Source organism: Cognatundibacterium griseum (genome assembly GCF_014284195.1).
Lineage (GTDB): Bacteria > Pseudomonadota > Gammaproteobacteria > Burkholderiales > Burkholderiaceae_D > Undibacterium > Undibacterium griseum.
On the sequence record NZ_JACOGC010000007.1, the window covers coordinates 56147 to 72212 of the forward strand.

At 49.5% G+C, this 16066-nt stretch carries 15 protein-coding genes; 3 read left to right on the plus strand and 12 right to left on the minus strand.

Going from position 1 to position 16066, the window contains the following annotated elements; all coding sequences use genetic code 11:
- Positions 1 to 43 precede the first annotated feature (43 nt).
- The 8 genes from H8K27_RS14890 to pstS (H8K27_RS14925) form a co-directional block, all read right to left on the minus strand.
- On the minus strand, positions 44 to 1111 hold the full coding sequence (locus H8K27_RS14890) for an HD-GYP domain-containing protein (RefSeq protein WP_329604415.1): 1068 nt from the start codon (positions 1109 to 1111) through the stop codon (positions 44 to 46).
- A 156-nt stretch (positions 1112 to 1267) separates the two neighbouring features.
- Positions 1268 to 2563 carry a phosphate regulon sensor histidine kinase PhoR gene (gene phoR, locus H8K27_RS14895; RefSeq protein ID WP_186863963.1) on the minus strand — a complete coding sequence of 432 codons (1296 nt, stop codon included), beginning with the start codon at positions 2561 to 2563 and terminating at the stop codon, positions 1268 to 1270.
- Between the two features lie 204 nt (positions 2564 to 2767).
- Positions 2768 to 3454 carry a phosphate regulon transcriptional regulator PhoB gene (gene phoB / locus H8K27_RS14900; RefSeq protein ID WP_186863964.1) on the minus strand — a complete coding sequence of 229 codons (687 nt, stop codon included), beginning with the start codon at positions 3452 to 3454 and terminating at the stop codon, positions 2768 to 2770.
- A gap of 8 nt (positions 3455 to 3462) precedes the next feature.
- On the minus strand, positions 3463 to 4173 hold the full coding sequence (gene phoU, locus H8K27_RS14905; RefSeq protein WP_176804374.1) for a phosphate signaling complex protein PhoU: 711 nt from the start codon (positions 4171 to 4173) through the stop codon (positions 3463 to 3465).
- A 36-nt stretch (positions 4174 to 4209) separates the two neighbouring features.
- Positions 4210 to 4989, minus strand: coding sequence for a phosphate ABC transporter ATP-binding protein PstB (gene pstB, locus H8K27_RS14910; RefSeq protein ID WP_186863965.1), 780 nt, complete (start codon positions 4987 to 4989; stop codon positions 4210 to 4212).
- A gap of 13 nt (positions 4990 to 5002) precedes the next feature.
- Positions 5003 to 5875 (minus strand): phosphate ABC transporter permease PstA, encoded by an 873-nt coding sequence (gene pstA, locus H8K27_RS14915; RefSeq protein ID WP_176804372.1) that lies wholly within the window; start codon positions 5873 to 5875, stop codon positions 5003 to 5005.
- Positions 5875 to 6807 carry a phosphate ABC transporter permease subunit PstC gene (gene pstC / locus H8K27_RS14920; protein ID WP_408058460.1) on the minus strand — a complete coding sequence of 311 codons (933 nt, stop codon included), beginning with the start codon at positions 6805 to 6807 and terminating at the stop codon, positions 5875 to 5877. The genes pstA and pstC overlap by 1 nt, the downstream gene beginning before the upstream one ends.
- A gap of 233 nt (positions 6808 to 7040) precedes the next feature.
- Positions 7041 to 8084, minus strand: coding sequence for a phosphate ABC transporter substrate-binding protein PstS (pstS, locus tag H8K27_RS14925; protein ID WP_186863966.1), 1044 nt, complete (start codon positions 8082 to 8084; stop codon positions 7041 to 7043).
- A 198-nt stretch (positions 8085 to 8282) separates the two neighbouring features.
- On the opposite strand from pstS (H8K27_RS14925), the gene ppk1 reads away from it, so the two are divergent.
- Positions 8283 to 10502, plus strand: a complete 2220-nt coding sequence (gene ppk1 / locus H8K27_RS14930; protein ID WP_186863967.1) for a polyphosphate kinase 1 — start codon at positions 8283 to 8285, stop codon at positions 10500 to 10502.
- Complete coding sequence (locus tag H8K27_RS14935) at positions 10502 to 10981, plus strand: SixA phosphatase family protein (RefSeq protein WP_186863968.1); 480 nt, start codon at positions 10502 to 10504, stop codon at positions 10979 to 10981. The genes ppk1 and H8K27_RS14935 overlap by 1 nt, the downstream gene beginning before the upstream one ends.
- Positions 10982 to 11048: 67 nt before the next feature.
- Here the strand turns inward: H8K27_RS14935 and H8K27_RS14940 are convergent, their stop codons facing one another.
- The 3 genes from H8K27_RS14940 to H8K27_RS14950 all read right to left on the minus strand — a co-directional run bounded on the left by H8K27_RS14940 (position 11049) and on the right by H8K27_RS14950 (position 13289).
- Entirely contained in the window at positions 11049 to 11918 is an 870-nt protein-coding gene (locus tag H8K27_RS14940; protein ID WP_186863969.1) for a UDP-2,3-diacylglucosamine diphosphatase, read from the minus strand.
- Between the two features lie 3 nt (positions 11919 to 11921).
- On the minus strand, positions 11922 to 12683 hold the full coding sequence (locus H8K27_RS14945) for a GNAT family N-acetyltransferase (protein WP_186863970.1): 762 nt from the start codon (positions 12681 to 12683) through the stop codon (positions 11922 to 11924).
- 177 nt (positions 12684 to 12860) lie between these two features.
- Complete coding sequence (locus H8K27_RS14950) at positions 12861 to 13289, minus strand: hypothetical protein (RefSeq protein WP_186863971.1); 429 nt, start codon at positions 13287 to 13289, stop codon at positions 12861 to 12863.
- A 182-nt stretch (positions 13290 to 13471) separates the two neighbouring features.
- Between H8K27_RS14950 and pstS (H8K27_RS14955) the strand changes: the two genes are divergently transcribed.
- Positions 13472 to 14515: a phosphate ABC transporter substrate-binding protein PstS gene (gene pstS, locus H8K27_RS14955; RefSeq protein ID WP_186863972.1), complete on the plus strand. Its 1044-nt coding sequence runs from the start codon at positions 13472 to 13474 to the stop codon at positions 14513 to 14515.
- Positions 14516 to 14541: 26 nt separating this feature from the next.
- On the opposite strand, the gene H8K27_RS14960 is transcribed toward pstS (H8K27_RS14955), so the two are convergent.
- The gene (locus H8K27_RS14960; RefSeq protein ID WP_186863973.1) at positions 14542 to 15447 is read right to left on the minus strand and encodes a hypothetical protein; all 906 of its coding nucleotides are present in this window, start codon (positions 15445 to 15447) and stop codon (positions 14542 to 14544) included.
- Positions 15448 to 16066 lie beyond the last annotated feature (619 nt).

The window sequence follows — 16066 nt, forward strand, 5'->3', positions numbered from 1 at the left end:
AACGCAGACCGGGCAAATCATTTTATTGGATTAACGCGAAAGCTTATTGAGATGCAACAGTGCTTCCTGAGGTTTCATCCCGATAGCGGTTGCGGATTTCAAGCACCTGCTCCCAGCCGGCAATGAACGCGTTGATACAGCCCGGATCGAAATGTTTTCCTGCCCCCTCTTTCAGGAAGGTCAGCGCATCATGCACGTCCCAGGCTGCTTTATAAGGACGCTCGGATGTCAATGCATCAAACACATCTGCAACAGCAACAATCCTGGCCAATAAGGGGATTTCTTCTGCTTTCAAGCCATCCGGATACCCTGTGCCATCATATTTTTCATGATGCGACAAAGCAATCAGTGCCCCTGCCTGCAACATTTCCGATGCGCTTCCGGCAAGAATATCGTACCCCATCCGGGCATGCCGTTTCATGATCTCGAATTCATCCTCGGTCAGTTTTCCAGGTTTGAGCAAGATGCTGTCGGGAATACCGACTTTTCCCAGATCATGCATGGGTGCTGCTTCCAGCAATAATTGCTGCTCCTCTTCGGGTAATCCGAGGTATTCCGCGATAATCCGTGAATAATTTGCCATGCGCAGAATATGCGCTCCGGTTTCCGGGTCTCTGGAATCTGCTGCTTTAGACAGACGGAAAATAGTTTCTCTTTCCCTGGCACGAATTTCCGTGGTGGCTTTTTTTACTTCGACGGCCAGCCAGCTGGCTCTGTCCAGCAAAAAACGCTGACTCTTGCGCAATGCAAGCATATTTTTGGTCCGCGCCAAAAATTCAATTTTATCGATCGGCTTGATCAGAAAATCATTGGCACCCACATCCAGCGCCTGATAACGAAGCTCCAGCTCGCTGTTAGCGGTAATCATCAAAACCGGGATGTCGTGACAGCCGGGAAGCCGCCGGAAGCGACGGATAAACTCGACGCCATCCATCGTTGGCATCATATAATCGACCATCACCAGATCCGGCACATGGCTATCACACCACTTCAGCGCCAGCTCTGGCTCAACAAAACTGACCGCTTCACATTGATCGATTTTTTTGAGTAGCAGACACAACAATGTAACGTTAATCTGCGCATCATCGAGCACTAAAACGTTCATCTTCATCGAACATCCCCTCCAGGACTACTCTGGTCAGCAGTAAGCCTGCTATCTTCAGCAGCAATATTTTTTGAGTGTACCGCATTACATCTGGAGAAATAATGGGAATAACAAAATTTATCGTTTGTTATTCCGTACAGGAAGGGGGCTTAATCAGCCTCATCAGGCTTCAATGACCGCACTGGCGGGAAACTGAACAGAAAATTTACTGCCGACATTAGGTACGGAGTCAATCAGCAATGTGGCCTTATGGCGCAACAACACATGCTTCACGATCGCCAATCCCAGCCCTGTTCCCTGTGTCTCTCTGGAACGGCTCTTATCCACCCGATAAAACCGTTCTGTCAGCCGTGAAATATGTTCGGGACTGATACCGATACCGTTATCGGCAACGGTGAATTTGGGACCGGCATTTCCATTCGCCCAGCTGATCTGGATGGTGCCGTTTTCGGGTGTATAGCGAATTGCATTCGTCACCAGATTCGTCAGCGCACTGCGGATTTCATCCGTGCTGCCGCGAATATCGGGGCCATTGAAATCCAATGTCACCTGATGATGCCCTGCAGACAGTGCATGTGCTTCCTGCAATATCTGCTCCAGCATCGCGCGCATATTAATCGTTTCCGTGCGCAGCAGATGATCCATAGACTCCAGCCGGGTCAGCGTCAGCATATCCTCGACCAGCCGCTGCATGCGCGCGCCCTGCTCCGACATCAGTTTCAGATGCGCACTCCGGGTTGCGGCATCCAGTTCCGGTTGCAATGATGCAATTTCCAGAAAACCGTTAATCACCGTCAGCGGTGTGCGCAACTCGTGCGAAGCATTGGCAATAAAGTCCCTACGCATCATATCAATACGCTCAGACTCGGTAATGTCATGCGTGACCAGAATCTGACGCCGGTTTTCAAACGGAATGATATGGGTAATCAGTTTGCGATCCCGGAACGACAAGGTGAGCGGTGTATCGTAACGGCCAAGAATAATGTAGTCCATGAATTCCGGGCTGCGCACCAGATTCGTGACACGCATGCCCTTATCCTGCGCCAGACTGAGCCCCAGATGGCTCTCTGCAGCCGGATTACACCACTCCAGAAACAGAACATCATCCATGATGACCACGCCATCCGGCAATAATGTCATCGCCTGTCTGAAGCGTGCCAGCCACTCAGTCAGTTCGGTCTGATTCTTTTCATCTTCGCGGCGCAATTTATACAAACGCGAAAAAATATCGGTCCACGCGCCCCATCCATCTGGCAGACGCGAGCTTCTTGGATTATCGAGCCAGTCAGCCAGCCGCTGCAGATAAAACAACTGCATCACGATCAGTGCAGCCATCGCCACCAGTCCAAGGAATAATCCCCACGTAATGCCCCACATAGAGGAAGCAATGACCGTTCCAACAATGACGAGCAACATCCGTACAGAATTGGAAATCCAGAATATAAGGCGCGGAGACATGAAAATCCCTGATATTTTTATTGAAATGGGGTAGGTAGAATCAGTGTGAACGGCTGGTCAGACTATCAAAAACAGCAACAGATTTCATTTATTTTTCATGAAACTGATTGAACGATCCGAAAATTTTTCTGACAACTTTTTTCATGCTATCACTGCTGCGATGAATCGGGTTCCGGTACAGCTTGTCACCGGAACCGGTGCCGTTTATTTTTCCGACAGCATGTAGCCAACGCTGCGCACAGTCTTGATCAGCGACTCGGCAGATTTCAATACTTTACGCAAACGCAGGACATGAACATCCACCGTACGCTCTTCAATCACCACATGGTCACCCCATACTTTATCGAGTAACTGGCTGCGTGAAAAAACCCGTTCTGGATGCGCCATAAAAAACTTCAGCAGCTTGTATTCGGCATGGCCGATATCGACCTTCTGGTCATTGATCTTGACCGTGCAGCTGACCGGGTCCAGTACCACGCTGCCAGCAGTCAAGGCAGTCTGCGCATGTTCCGGACTCTTGCGGCGCAACAGCGCCTTCATCCGGGCTGTCAGCTCTCGGGGTGAAAATGGCTTGGTAATATAATCGTCGGCACCATGATCCAGACCGGCGATCTTGTCTTCTTCCATGCTTTTCGCAGTCAGCATGATCACCGGGATTTCGTTGAACTGCCGATCGGAACGAATGCGTGACAAGAGACGCAGACCGCTCTGGTCAGGCAGCATCCAGTCCAGCAGGATCAGTTGCGGAGTCCGGCGCTGGATAAATTCCCATGCTTCAGCTGTATTATTTACCGCAAAGGTATTCCAGCCAGCAGCGCGCAAAGTGAAACTGACCAGCTCGACAATTGCTGGTTCGTCTTCAACAATCAATATAGTGGTATCGGCAGCCATTGTCTTTTTTAGTTTTTCTGATCCTGTTTGACGGCGACATAATCTGAATGCCGGATATCTTTACCTTCGACAATATAGATTGTGTGTTCCGCGATATTCTTGGCATGATCACCGATACGCTCGATAGCCTTTGCCACCCATAATGCATTCAGCGCGTAAGAAATCGTGCTCGGATCTTCCATCATGAACGTAATCAGGTTACGCATGATCGAACGGAAATCGTTATCGATAATGGCATCCTGTGCAATCAGTTGCACCGCTTTGGCATCATCCAGGCGGGCAAATGCATCCAGCGATTGATGCAGCATGTCTGCCACGCTGCTGGCCAGAACGCGCACGGTTTCATGGCCATTAAACATGGAGTTGACCCGGCGGCCGTTTTGCGATTCTTTGGCAATCCGCGCAATTTTGGTGGATTCGTCGCCAATACGCTCCAGATCGGTAATCACCTTTCCGGTCGCCATGACAGTACGCAGATCATTCGCTGCCGGCTGACGTTTTACAATCAGGTGGCTGCACATATCATCGAGTGAAACTTCCAGCCGGTTTACTTCCAGATCGGACTGAATGACTGCTTCAGCCTGCTCTGCATTGCCGGTCCGGAAGCAGGACATCGCATCATGAAAATGGCTTTCAACCAAGCCGCCCATCATCAGAACCTTGGAACGAATGGTTTCAAGGTCCATATCATATTGTTTTGAAGAGTGTTCGCCTGTCACGGGGTTCTCCTGTCTTTCTGATCTTTGAGAAATCAATTAACCGAAACGACCGGTAATATAGTCCTGGGTTTCTTTTTTCACCGGATTCATGAAAATATGATCGGTTTCCCCGTATTCGACCAGTTCTCCCAGATACATGTAAGCGGTATAGTCCGAACAACGTGCCGCTTGTTGCATGTTATGCGTGACGATGGCAATCGTGTATTCCTCTTTCAGTTCGTTGATCAGCTCTTCGATCTTCACGGTGGAAATCGGATCCAGTGCCGACGTCGGCTCATCCAGCAGCAATACATCCGGCTTGACGGAAACGCCGCGCGCAATGCACAGACGCTGCTGCTGCCCGCCAGACAGGCTCAGGCCGCTCTTATTGAGCTTGTCTTTGACCTCATTCCAGATCGCCGCCTTCTTCAATGCCCATTCGACGCGCTCGTCCATTTCACCCTTGGACAAATTTTCATACAGACGTACACCAAAAGCGATATTGTCATAAACCGACATCGGAAACGGTGTCGGTTTCTGGAACACCATACCAACCTTGGCGCGCAGCAGATTAATATCCTGATCGGCATCCAGAATATTTTTTCCGTTATAAATAATCTGTCCTTCGGCGCGCTGACCAGGATACAAGTCGTACATACGGTTTAATGTGCGCAATAAGGTCGATTTACCACAACCGGATGGTCCGATAAAAGCGGTGACTTTTTTATCAAAAATATTCAGATTAATATCGCGCAGACTGCGTGTGGCACCGTAATAAAAATTCAGCCCGTTGATTTCGATTGCTTTTTTCTGTGTCGTTGTTGGATTCGTAGTCATATCGATACTCAGATTAGTGCTGTGATTTTTGGTTAAACAAGGTACGCGACAAAATATTCAGGCCCAGTACACTAAAAGTGATCAGCAAGGCTCCGCCCCATGCCAGCTCACGCCAGTTGTCGTAAGGGCTCATTGCATACGAATAAATCACGACCGGAAGATTGGCCATTGGCTTATTCATGTTGCCATTAAAAAATTGATTATTCAGCGCGGTGAACAGCAAAGGCGCTGTCTCGCCGGAAATCCTGGCAACGGCAAGCAAAATACCCGTGACCACACCCGCTTTCACTGCGCGCAGACGCACCAGCAATGCGACCTTCCAGCGTGGTGCGCCGAGCGCAAACGCTGCTTCACGCAGGCTTGCAGGTACCAATCCCAACATGTTGTCTGTCGTACGCACCACCACCGGAATCGCTATCAGTGAAATAGCCACGCTGCCAGCCCAGCCGGAAAAATGCTTGACGTTAGCAACGTAAATTGCATACACAAACAAACCGATCACAATCGAGGGAGCCGACAACATAATGTCCGTCACAAACCGGGTAATACCGCCAAACCAGCTTTTATCACCGTATTCAGCCAGATAAATACCGGCGAGGATGCCGATCGGCGTCGAAATCAGTGTGGCAGAACCCACCATCATCACACTGCCGACAATCGCATTCATCAGGCCGCCACCATCACTGCCCGGTGCGGGAGTCGTCTCGACAAACATAGCCAGATTGATGGCAGAAAATCCTTTGATTAACAATGTGAATAAAATCCACATCAGGAAACCGATACCAAAAGCCATCGCAATCGATGACAACGCAATGCCCATACGATGTATTAGCAGACGGCGCCGATAAACTGGGTTTTGTGCAGACTGCAGAGCGGTATTTTCCATTATTTCGTTCCTTCTTTACGGCTCAATCCCAGCAGTAAAAGCTTCGCCGCCGCCAGCACAACAAAGGTGATCACAAACAATATCAGGCCTAATAAAAACAGGGAGGAAGTGTGAAGCACTGATTCGGCTTCGGCAAACTCATTCGCCAGCGTCGAAGCAATACTGTTACCGGCTGAGAACAAAGACCAGGAAAGTTTGTGTGCGTTACCGATGACGAATGTAACTGCCATCGTTTCGCCAAGTGCGCGTCCCAGACCGAGCATCACGCCACCGACCACACCAATTTTGGTATAAGGCAGCACAATTTTCCGGACCACTTCCCATTTGGTGCAGCCAAGTCCGTATGCGGACTCTTTCAACACCGGCGGCACCACTTCAAATACATCCCGCATGACGGAAGAAATAAAAGGGATAATCATAATCGCCAGAATGATGCCTGCCGATAAAATACCCAGACCGATCATCGGACCGGAAAACAGCACGCCAATAACCGGCAGTTTCCCAAGCGTCATCACCAGGAAAGGCTGAATGTAGGTCGAGAATAAAGGTGCAAAAATAAACAGTCCCCACATGCCATAAATAATACTCGGCACACCTGCCAGCAATTCAATGGCTGTACCTAAAGGACGTTTGAGCCAGGCGGGGCAAATTTCAGTCAGAAATAAAGCAATGCCGAAACTGACCGGGAACGCAATCAGAAGCGCAATGATGGATGTGCTCAAGGTGCCGGCAATGGCGATCAGACCGCCAAACTTGTCATTCACCGGATCCCACTCTATCGTGGTGATAAACGGCAAACCGAATTCCTGCATGGCCGGTATGGCGCGCAGAAACAGAGAAACGATAATCCCCAGCAGCACAACCAGTACCAGTGCGGCAAAGCCGAGGGTTAACTTATGAAATAAAAAATCTTGCCATCGTTGACGACGCATAACAGCAACCAGCCGCTCATGACTTAACTGCGACGATTCATTATTTTTAGACTCAGAAACTGTTGGACTTACAGATGATGCGGTCATAGTGACGGGGGACATTGATGTAGGCATGGGTGTCATTTCCACCGAAAGGCAGTCCGGCAAAAACTGACCGGACCGCCCTCTGTTTGTTGCAGACCCGCCTTAACTTACCGACCAAGGCGGGTACATCTTACTGATGTTAAAACCAATTACCAGATTGCTTTACCGGAAGCATCCTTGATTTTTGCTTTCCAGCCATCTTCAATCAGTTTCACAACCGGAGCTGGCAGAGAAACATATTCCAGTTCAGTTGCCATTGCGCCACCGTTCTTGAATGCCCAGTCAAAGAATTTCAATACTTCTTTGCCTTTTTCAGCTTCAGCCTGAGATTTGTGCATCAGGATGAAGGATGCACCAGTGATTGGCCATGTCAGCTTACCTGGCTGGTTAGTCAGCACCAGATACATGCCAGGAGCCTTATTCCAGTCAGCGCCAGCTGCAGCGGCTTTGAAGTTTTCGTCATCAGGCTCAGCAAACTGACCATCTGCATTTTTCAGCAGTGTGTAAGTCATTTTGTTTTTCTTCACATAAGCATATTCCACATAACCGATGGAATTCTTGATGCGCTGAACGTTGGCAGCAACGCCTTCATTACCTTTGCCACCCAGACCGACTGGCCATTTCACCGCAGTGGAAGAACCAACTGCTGTCTTGAATTCAGCACTGACTTTGCTCAGATAATCAGTCCACAAGAATGTAGTACCTGAACCATCAGAACGGTGCACAACTGTGATTTCTTCTGCTGGCAATTTAACGCCAGGGTTGATCGCTGCGATTTCTGCTGCATTCCACTTGGTGATTTTGCCCATGTAGATGCCTGCCAGGACTTCACCTGTCATTTTCATCTTGCCTGGAGCAACGCCATCCAGATTCACAACAGGAATCACACCGCCAATAATCGCTGGGAACTGTGTCAGGCCTTCTGCATCCAGTTCTTCCAATTTCAAAGGCATATCGGAAGCACCGAAGTCAACTGTCTTCGCCTTGATTTGCTTGATACCGCCACCAGAACCGATAGACTGGTAATTCAGACCATTGCCTGTTGCCTTTTTATAAGCCTCTGCCCATTTTGCATAAATCGGGTAAGGAAAGGTCGCACCTGCGCCAGTGATATCCGCTGCCTGAGCAACAGAGAATGCAGCCACTGCACCAATTGCAGCAACCAGGGATTTAACGACACGATTGATTTGCATGTTCACCTCAAGGTTAAATTACATTTATTCGTTACTACGCTGCGCACTCTACAAGCCAATTATGACAAGATAATGACACTTTTACCGCTCCATGAAATATTTTATTTATTGTCATTTTTTTTGTCATAAACTTGTCATTCAGTCTCATTAAAATGAGTCTCACATATATATGACAGTTTTTGTGACATCCGGACCCTTATGCCAATCCAAGAAATTAAAACTATTCCGCCGGAAACCGAGAATAACACCCCGGCCGAGGAGGATGCACGCACGCCCCTCAAAGCGGCCGACCAGCCTCATCAAACAAAACCGCCAGCCTCTGCCACCTCAAAAAATCACACCGACCTGTCTAAAACAGCCATCTTCCTGGATCGGGAAATATCCCAGATTGCTTTTAACTGGCGCGTGCTGGCTCAGGCCGAAGACCGCAGCATTCCTTTACTGGAACGGCTGAAATACCTGTGCATTGTCGGCAGCAACCTCGATGAATTCTTTGAGGTACGGGTTGCCAGTTTGCTGGCACAAAATACCGTCGATGGCGAACTGGTCGAACATCCGGCCTTTCAGGCCATGCTGAAACGAATCAGCAACGAGTGCCATCAGTTAACGAAACGTCAATACGAACTGCTGAATCAGGAAATTCTGCCGCAATTGTCCAAAAAGGGCGTGCACCTGTTACGCCATTCTGAACGGAATGAAGCCCAGCGTGCCTGGGTGAAGTCTTACTTCGAACGGGAAGTAAGACCTTTGCTGACGCCGATTGGCCTTGACCCTGCTCACCCGTTCCCGCAGGTGGTGAACAAAAGTCTGAATTTCATCGTATCCCTTGCGGGCAAGGACGCATTCGGTCGCGGCACGGGCATTGCGATTGTCAAGGCACCAAGAGTACTTCCACGCATCATCAAACTCCCGGATGAAATTTCTTCAAATGGGCTGTCTTTCTGCCTGCTATCATCAGTCATTCACGCACACATTGAAGACCTGTTCAATGGCCGGGAAGTCATTAACTACTCACAATTCCGGGTAACGCGCGACAGCGATTTATGGGTGGATGAAGAAGAGGTTAAAAATTTACGCCAGGCTCTGCAGGGCGAACTGCAGACCCGCCAGTTTGGTGCGGCTGTTCGTCTTGAAGTGGCAAAAAACTGCCCTGAAGATTTGGCCCGCTTCCTGCTCGAACAATTTACTCTCGACCCTGACCGTTTATATCCGGTCGATGGTCCGGTGAATATGGTCAGACTGGGAGAAATCGTCGATTACGTCAAACAACCGAATCTGCGCTTCCCGCCATTTTCTGCCAAAACTGTCGCCAAATATTCCCATAACGACATCTTCACTTTGCTGCGCAAGCAGGATATCTTGCTGCATCATCCATTCCAGCCGTTCCAGACAGTCATCGACTTTATCCGCTCTGCCTCGCTCGATCCTAATGTGGTCGCAATTAAACAGACCATTTACAGAACCGGCATGAACTCCGATCTGATGGAGTCGCTGATCACGGCATCCCGCCTTGGAAAAGAAGTCACTGTCATCGTGGAACTGATGGCCCGTTTTGACGAAGAGGCCAATATCAACTGGGCAGACAAACTGCAGCGTGCCGGTGCCCAGGTTGTGTATGGCGTGGTCGGACTGAAAACCCATGCCAAACTGGCACTCGTGATCCGTCGGGAAGAAGGCGGTATCCTGCGCCATTATGCACATATGGGAACGGGCAACTACCACCCTTCGACAACCCGGTTTTACACCGACTTTGGCCTGCTGACCGCGCATCCGGCCATGGCTGCTGAAATTAACGAGGTCTTCATCCACCTGACCGGTCTGACCAAACCCAAGAAATTTGACTACCTGTGGCTGGCGCCATTTGCGCTGCAGCCCCAAATCATCAAAGCGATCCGCAACGAAGCACGCATTGCCCGCGAAGGCAGACCAGGCCGCATCATCGCCAAGATGAACGCTTTACTGGATGAATCAGTGATACGCGCCCTGTATGCAGCTTCGGCAGATGGTGTCAAAATTGATCTGATCATACGCGGCGCCTGTGCGCTGCGTCCCGGTGTGCCTGGCTTGTCTGAAAATATCCGGGTGCGTTCCATCATTGGCCGCTTCCTGGAGCACAGTCGCATCTATTATTTCCGTAATGATCTGGAACACAATGTTTATCTGGCCAGCGCAGACTGGATGAACCGGAATTTATTCCGCCGCATCGAAGTTGCCTTCCCGGTTTTGGAAAAATCGCTGAAAAAACGCGTCATCACCGAAGGGCTCGACCCCTACCTCAAAGACAATGTAAATGCCTGGGTACTGGATTCAGAGGGGCATTATGAACGGAAAAAAGCACGCGGCAACCAGTCACGTTTCTGCGCCCAGCAATATCTGATGCAACAGCTCGGCTCTCTTTCCGATTCGGATGAAGAATAATGGATCTGATACTCTGGCGACATGCAGAAGCTGAACCGGTCAGTGAAACAATGACGGATGAATTCCGGAAGCTGACCGGCAAGGGTTTAAGGCAGGCGAATAAAATGGCTTACTGGCTTGACAGCACGCTGCCGGATACCTGCCGCATCCTGGTCAGCCCGGCTATCCGCACCAGGGATACCGCCGAAGCGCTGGCAGTGCGCGGCCGGAAAATTAAAATCATGCCTGAACTGTCACCGGAAGCGACCGCGATCGATATCCTGCGTGCCGCCAACTGGCCCAACAGCCGGGAACCCGTTCTGATCGTGGGACACCAGCCTTACCTTGGACAAGTTGTCGGAGAATTGCTGGATCAACCGCTGCAGGAGCACAGTGTCAGAAAAGCCAATGTGTGGTGGATTTCTCAGAAGCAGCGGGATTCGGAAAATCTGATGACCTACCTGAAAGCAATCATGTCGCCTGATCTGGTGGTGAAATAAGACGTTGACTGATTATAAAAAAAGTGAACTGAGTAACAAAGGCGGTATACAACTCCACCACCCCTGATTACATCACCACTTCCGCATCAAGCTCATGCTCGATCTCCTGATCGGCATCCGGTACTTCCATGCGGTTTGCATGCGGTACCACGTCATGCCAGGTAATCAGTCGCAGCTGACCTTGCGCATCCTCAACCAATGCCGACAGACTTTCAACCCAGTCGCCATCATTGCAATATAAAACGCCGTCAATCTCACGAATTTCAGGTTTATGGATGTGACCGCAAATAATGCCATCCACCCCTTTGCGACGCGCCTCTTCTGCCAGGGCATCTTCAAATTGGGTGATATAACTCACCGCATTTTTGACTTTCAGTTTGAGGTACTGAGACAAAGACCAGTAAGGCAAGCCAGCACGTGCCCGCCACTGATTGAAGATCTGATTAAATTTCAGGATTACCGTATACAGACTGTCGCCGACATATGCCAGCCATTTGGCACAGGCAATCACACCATCAAACCGGTCACCATGCAGCACCAGCATACGCTTACCATCTGCAGTGGTGTGCACCAGTTCATCGCGGACTTTGATACCACCAAAATCGAGGTCGATGAACTGTCGGATCGACTCATCGTGATTACCGGGAACAAAAATAACATTCGTTCCCTTTTTGGCTTTTTTCAGAACGGTCTGCACCACATTGTTATGCGTCTGATCCCAGTACCAGCGCCGCTTTAATTGCCAGCCGTCGATAATATCCCCGACCAGATACAGGGTTTCAGATTCTGTCGCTTTTAAAAATTCAAGCAACTTGGTCGCCTGGCAGCCGCTGGTTCCCAGATGCAGATCAGAAATCCAGATCGTCCGGAAGCGGGTTACTTCCTTTTTTCCGGTTTTATATAATTTCTTGCTCAGGAACTGATCAGCGGCTTTCACGGTTTATTCCCCTGTGCCGTAGTGGCGAGCGTAGCGTCCATCCAGATTGGCGAGAGGTAGCATGACAAACAAGTCAGCACTGTGGAAATCAGGATCCCATGCAGGATCACCGCAAACCCAGGCACCGGCACGCAGATAGCCTTTCAGCAGCGGAGGGATTCTGACTTCTACATTACTGGTATCGATTTCATCCAGAGGGAATGGTACGTGCGGCGTCACACGATATTCCAGCGGGCAAAAATCACGCTCTGTCATACTGCGATAAATCGCCGCCGCGTTTTGCCCGCCATCAGTCAGGCTGATACTGGCGCAGCCGATCAGGTGCGAGCAGCGCTCACGGCGCATATAAGCCGCCAGACCAGCCCATAACATCATGATCACAGCACCGCTGCGATAATCCGGGTGAATGCAGGCACGCCCGGCTTCCGCAATGCTGCCGCGGATATGTTGCAGGCGGGATAAATCAAATTCTGTTTCAGAGTAATAGCGCCCCATCTCACGTGCCGCATTCGGGCCGAGAATACGGTAGGTGCCGACTACCTTCAAAGTCTTACTGTCACGCACAATCAGGTGATCGCAGTATGCGTCGAAATCATCCTTATCCAGACCTTCCGGATTCGACAGCGCAGAAAGTCCCATGCTCTCAATGAACACTTTGTAGCGCAGGCGCTGGACTTCAGTCACTTCTTCCGGGGTGGTTGCCAGACTCAGGTTCAGCTTGGAAAAACTGGGATTCGCATCTGCTGGTATCGTGAGTAATCGCATTCATCGTCCTCTTGTAATCGCTGGATGTCGTTGATTCGACAGGCGAAGAATAGAGGACGATTACTTCAGCAAGATGACAGTTATATGTCGGTTTTATGACAGGCAAAAATACAACAAAACCGTATCTCTGCAACAAACAGAGAGTGAAGCGGGTTTTCCTGCCCTTCCGTTACCGGATTACTTTTCTTTCTTAGGGCGGCCAGCCTTCAGAGGAGCCAGCTCGGCAATGAGTTTCTTTAAGGCAGGAACGTCCGTTTTATTTAGCAAAACCAGACCCAATCTCAATAACTGGCTTTTTTTCACTTCAATACCGGCTTTCAGGCAGGCTTTCTTCACCTGCCCGAGAACGGCATACTCTGCTTCCGGCATCGTAAAGCTGTCACGCACCAGTTTGGGTTTACGGATCTTAATGTCGGCAACCACCTCCGGTTTTGCCGGAGTCGCTTTTGTACGTGCGACCGTCTCCGTTTTACCAACTCTTGCAGCAGTGCGCACCGGTGCCGCTTTTTTTGCCGCAGTAACGGGGGCCGCTTTTTTAGCGACCGGCTTTTTCGCAGCAGGACTTCTGGTCGTTACCGGCTCTTTTTTAACTACAGTGGTCGCCATGTCAATCTCCAATATAAATTAAAACAATATAAACCATATACGCTTCAGCAATTGACGTAAACAGTAACGTGATCAGATGACAACGGCATTACGAATACTTCCCGCCAAGCAATCCCTTCCGACATCGTGAGATAATCACGCCTATTTTTCCGCCAACTGCATCGAATATTGCCTAAATCATCATGAAATACCTTAATTACATTGCATCATCGCTTCTTATATTTTCCCTCACTGCGCAGGCAGCTGACATCAAAGGTGCCGGATCCTCTGCCGCCGCACCCTTATATCAAAAATGGGCGGAAGCTTACGCCAAATCCACCGGCGATAAAATCGATTATCAAGCTGTCGGCTCATCTGCCGGTATTAAAAAGATTAAAGAAGCCAGTATTGACTTTGGTGCCAGCGACGTTGCACTGCCACAGGCAGAATTAAAAAAATCAAAACTGATCCAGTTTCCTTCCGCTATTTCAGGTGTGGTGGTGGTCACAAATCTGCCAGGCATCAAGTCTGGCGAGTTGCATATGAACGGTGAACTGCTGGCAGGTATTTTTTCCTCGCGGATCACGCAATGGAATGCGGCAGAAATTCAGGCACTGAACCCGAATCTCCGCTTACCGTCCAAGCCCATCGAAGTCATCGTCCGCCAGGATGGTTCTGGGACGACGTATAACTTTACCGATTATCTCAGCAAGGTGGATAAAACATGGCAAACCGCTTTCGGAAAAAATTTCACCATCAACTGGAATCAGAAACTGAATCAGGTCAAAGGCAGCAGCACAATTTCTGCCACAGTCAAAAAAACACCTTACTCCATCAGCTATATTGACTACAACTATGTGGTACAGGACAAGCTGGATGCCATCCAGCTGCAAAACCGTGACGGAAAATTCCTGATGCCGTCAGCGGAAGGATTTTCGACAGCGCTGGCAAACAGCAGCTGGAAAACTCAGGGTAATTTTGAGGAAATGCTGACCGACAAGGCCGGCGCAAAATCCTGGCCGATTACCATGGGCACATTCATTATCCTGCCGCAAATCACATCACAGCCTGAAAAAACCAGCGCCACCCTGAAGTTCTTCACCTGGGCATTCATGAATGGTGATCGCTTCGTGAACAGCGTCGATTTTGTCCGTTTACCTGATGCGCTGCAAGCGCGTGTTTTCAAAGAAATGACCACAGTGACCGACACTACAAATAAACCGCTGAACTGGCGCATACAGCCGTAATACCGGCGGCTTTTCTGATGACAGGATTATGGCGCTTTGTGTGGCAGCACATCGAATGTCTGGGCTGGCACGGCATTGCGCCAGCCCTGTAAAGTGCATTGATCCCATTTTGTCCCAGGCAGGTAGAACAATGCAGCCTGACTGCGCGACAGCTGATGAAACGATGGCTGCTGCACCACCTTCACAATACCGTTACTGACGAAATACTCCAGTGAAAAACGGGGATAAGCCATGATCAGTCCGCCATTCACAAAAGAAACATCCTCAGGCTTGATGATTTCCGCAATTTTTTCCTCCGTCGTGCCGGTGGTAACGCCAGTCAGCTGCTGCAAAGTTTTTTGATAATTATCGTGCTCGACCAGCGTATCCCGGGCAGAACTGAGCTTCCTGAAAATGCCGAGCGGATTGCTGCCCAGATCAATCAGCGAACCAACCTGGGATAAAGATGGGTCATTGACCACTTCGATAATGCTGCGCAAACTGGATTTACCTGTCAGGTGCAGGGTGATGCTATGCGTTTCCTGCGCGACTGCCAACAAGGTGTCCGCCCACCGTGCCGCCTCTTTGGCCCAGTGCTGCTGAATAGCCGTGACATAACCACGACAGCTGTAAAAAGCCAGCGCATCCTGTCTGGACACCGTTGCCCACAAATGATTATCAATAAATATCAGTCCGCCTGTGTCGCCATCAGTCAGGGCGACATAAATGATGGTGCGTCCTTGTGTATCCCGTGTTTCAAAACGCTCCATCACAAATTGCGGCGACAGGCCAGTCACAAACTGACGGCCATCCTGCGTGCGCTCAACGCTGATTTCCTGAATAGCTGTCCCTGTATAAAGACCGTCTGACTGGCGTTTCCCATCCGAAAAAACCGAACAGGAACACAGTGTCCAGACTGTCAGAAAAATCATCGGTATCTTATTTATTTTCATGACCGTCTTCCTGGTTATGTCCAGGCGCCCCGACTCAATGAAGATATCGGCATACACCTGCATGATAGGCTTTATCTGCAACCATGCCTATGTTCATCATTTAGCCGGATGCATCATTCGGCTGTCGCTGTCCGGCAGGTACACACCTTGACCTGAATCACTCTGCGCGATAGCACGTATGTCAATACATCCAGTCTCATCACAAAAAATTGAAATAAAAATATAAATAATTTAAAAATAACATTCTGTTTTGACTGAAATTTTTGATTACATAGATAAAAAATAACGATCATCTATCTGCAGATAGTAACGGAATACCGCAGCCCCACGCCGCACACGATAAATCGCCAGAATAACGCCCCATTAAATTTTCAGGAAACGCAGACAAAACTTGTCAAGAAGTGCCAACCCGAGGATAATTCTGCCCTCGCGTCTCTTCAGATAAGTCGTAGTGCGAGATAACCGAATCGCTTTTACCAGCGCAGCCCGCTTTAATCAGCGGGCTTTTTCGTCCGTACCGGCCGTTGATCTGAAACATTTGATTGTCAACAGCCTGTTGCTATTGCCATCACCATACACTTTGACAAGCTTTTGTTGTCGTACTCGATTTTGCTACATG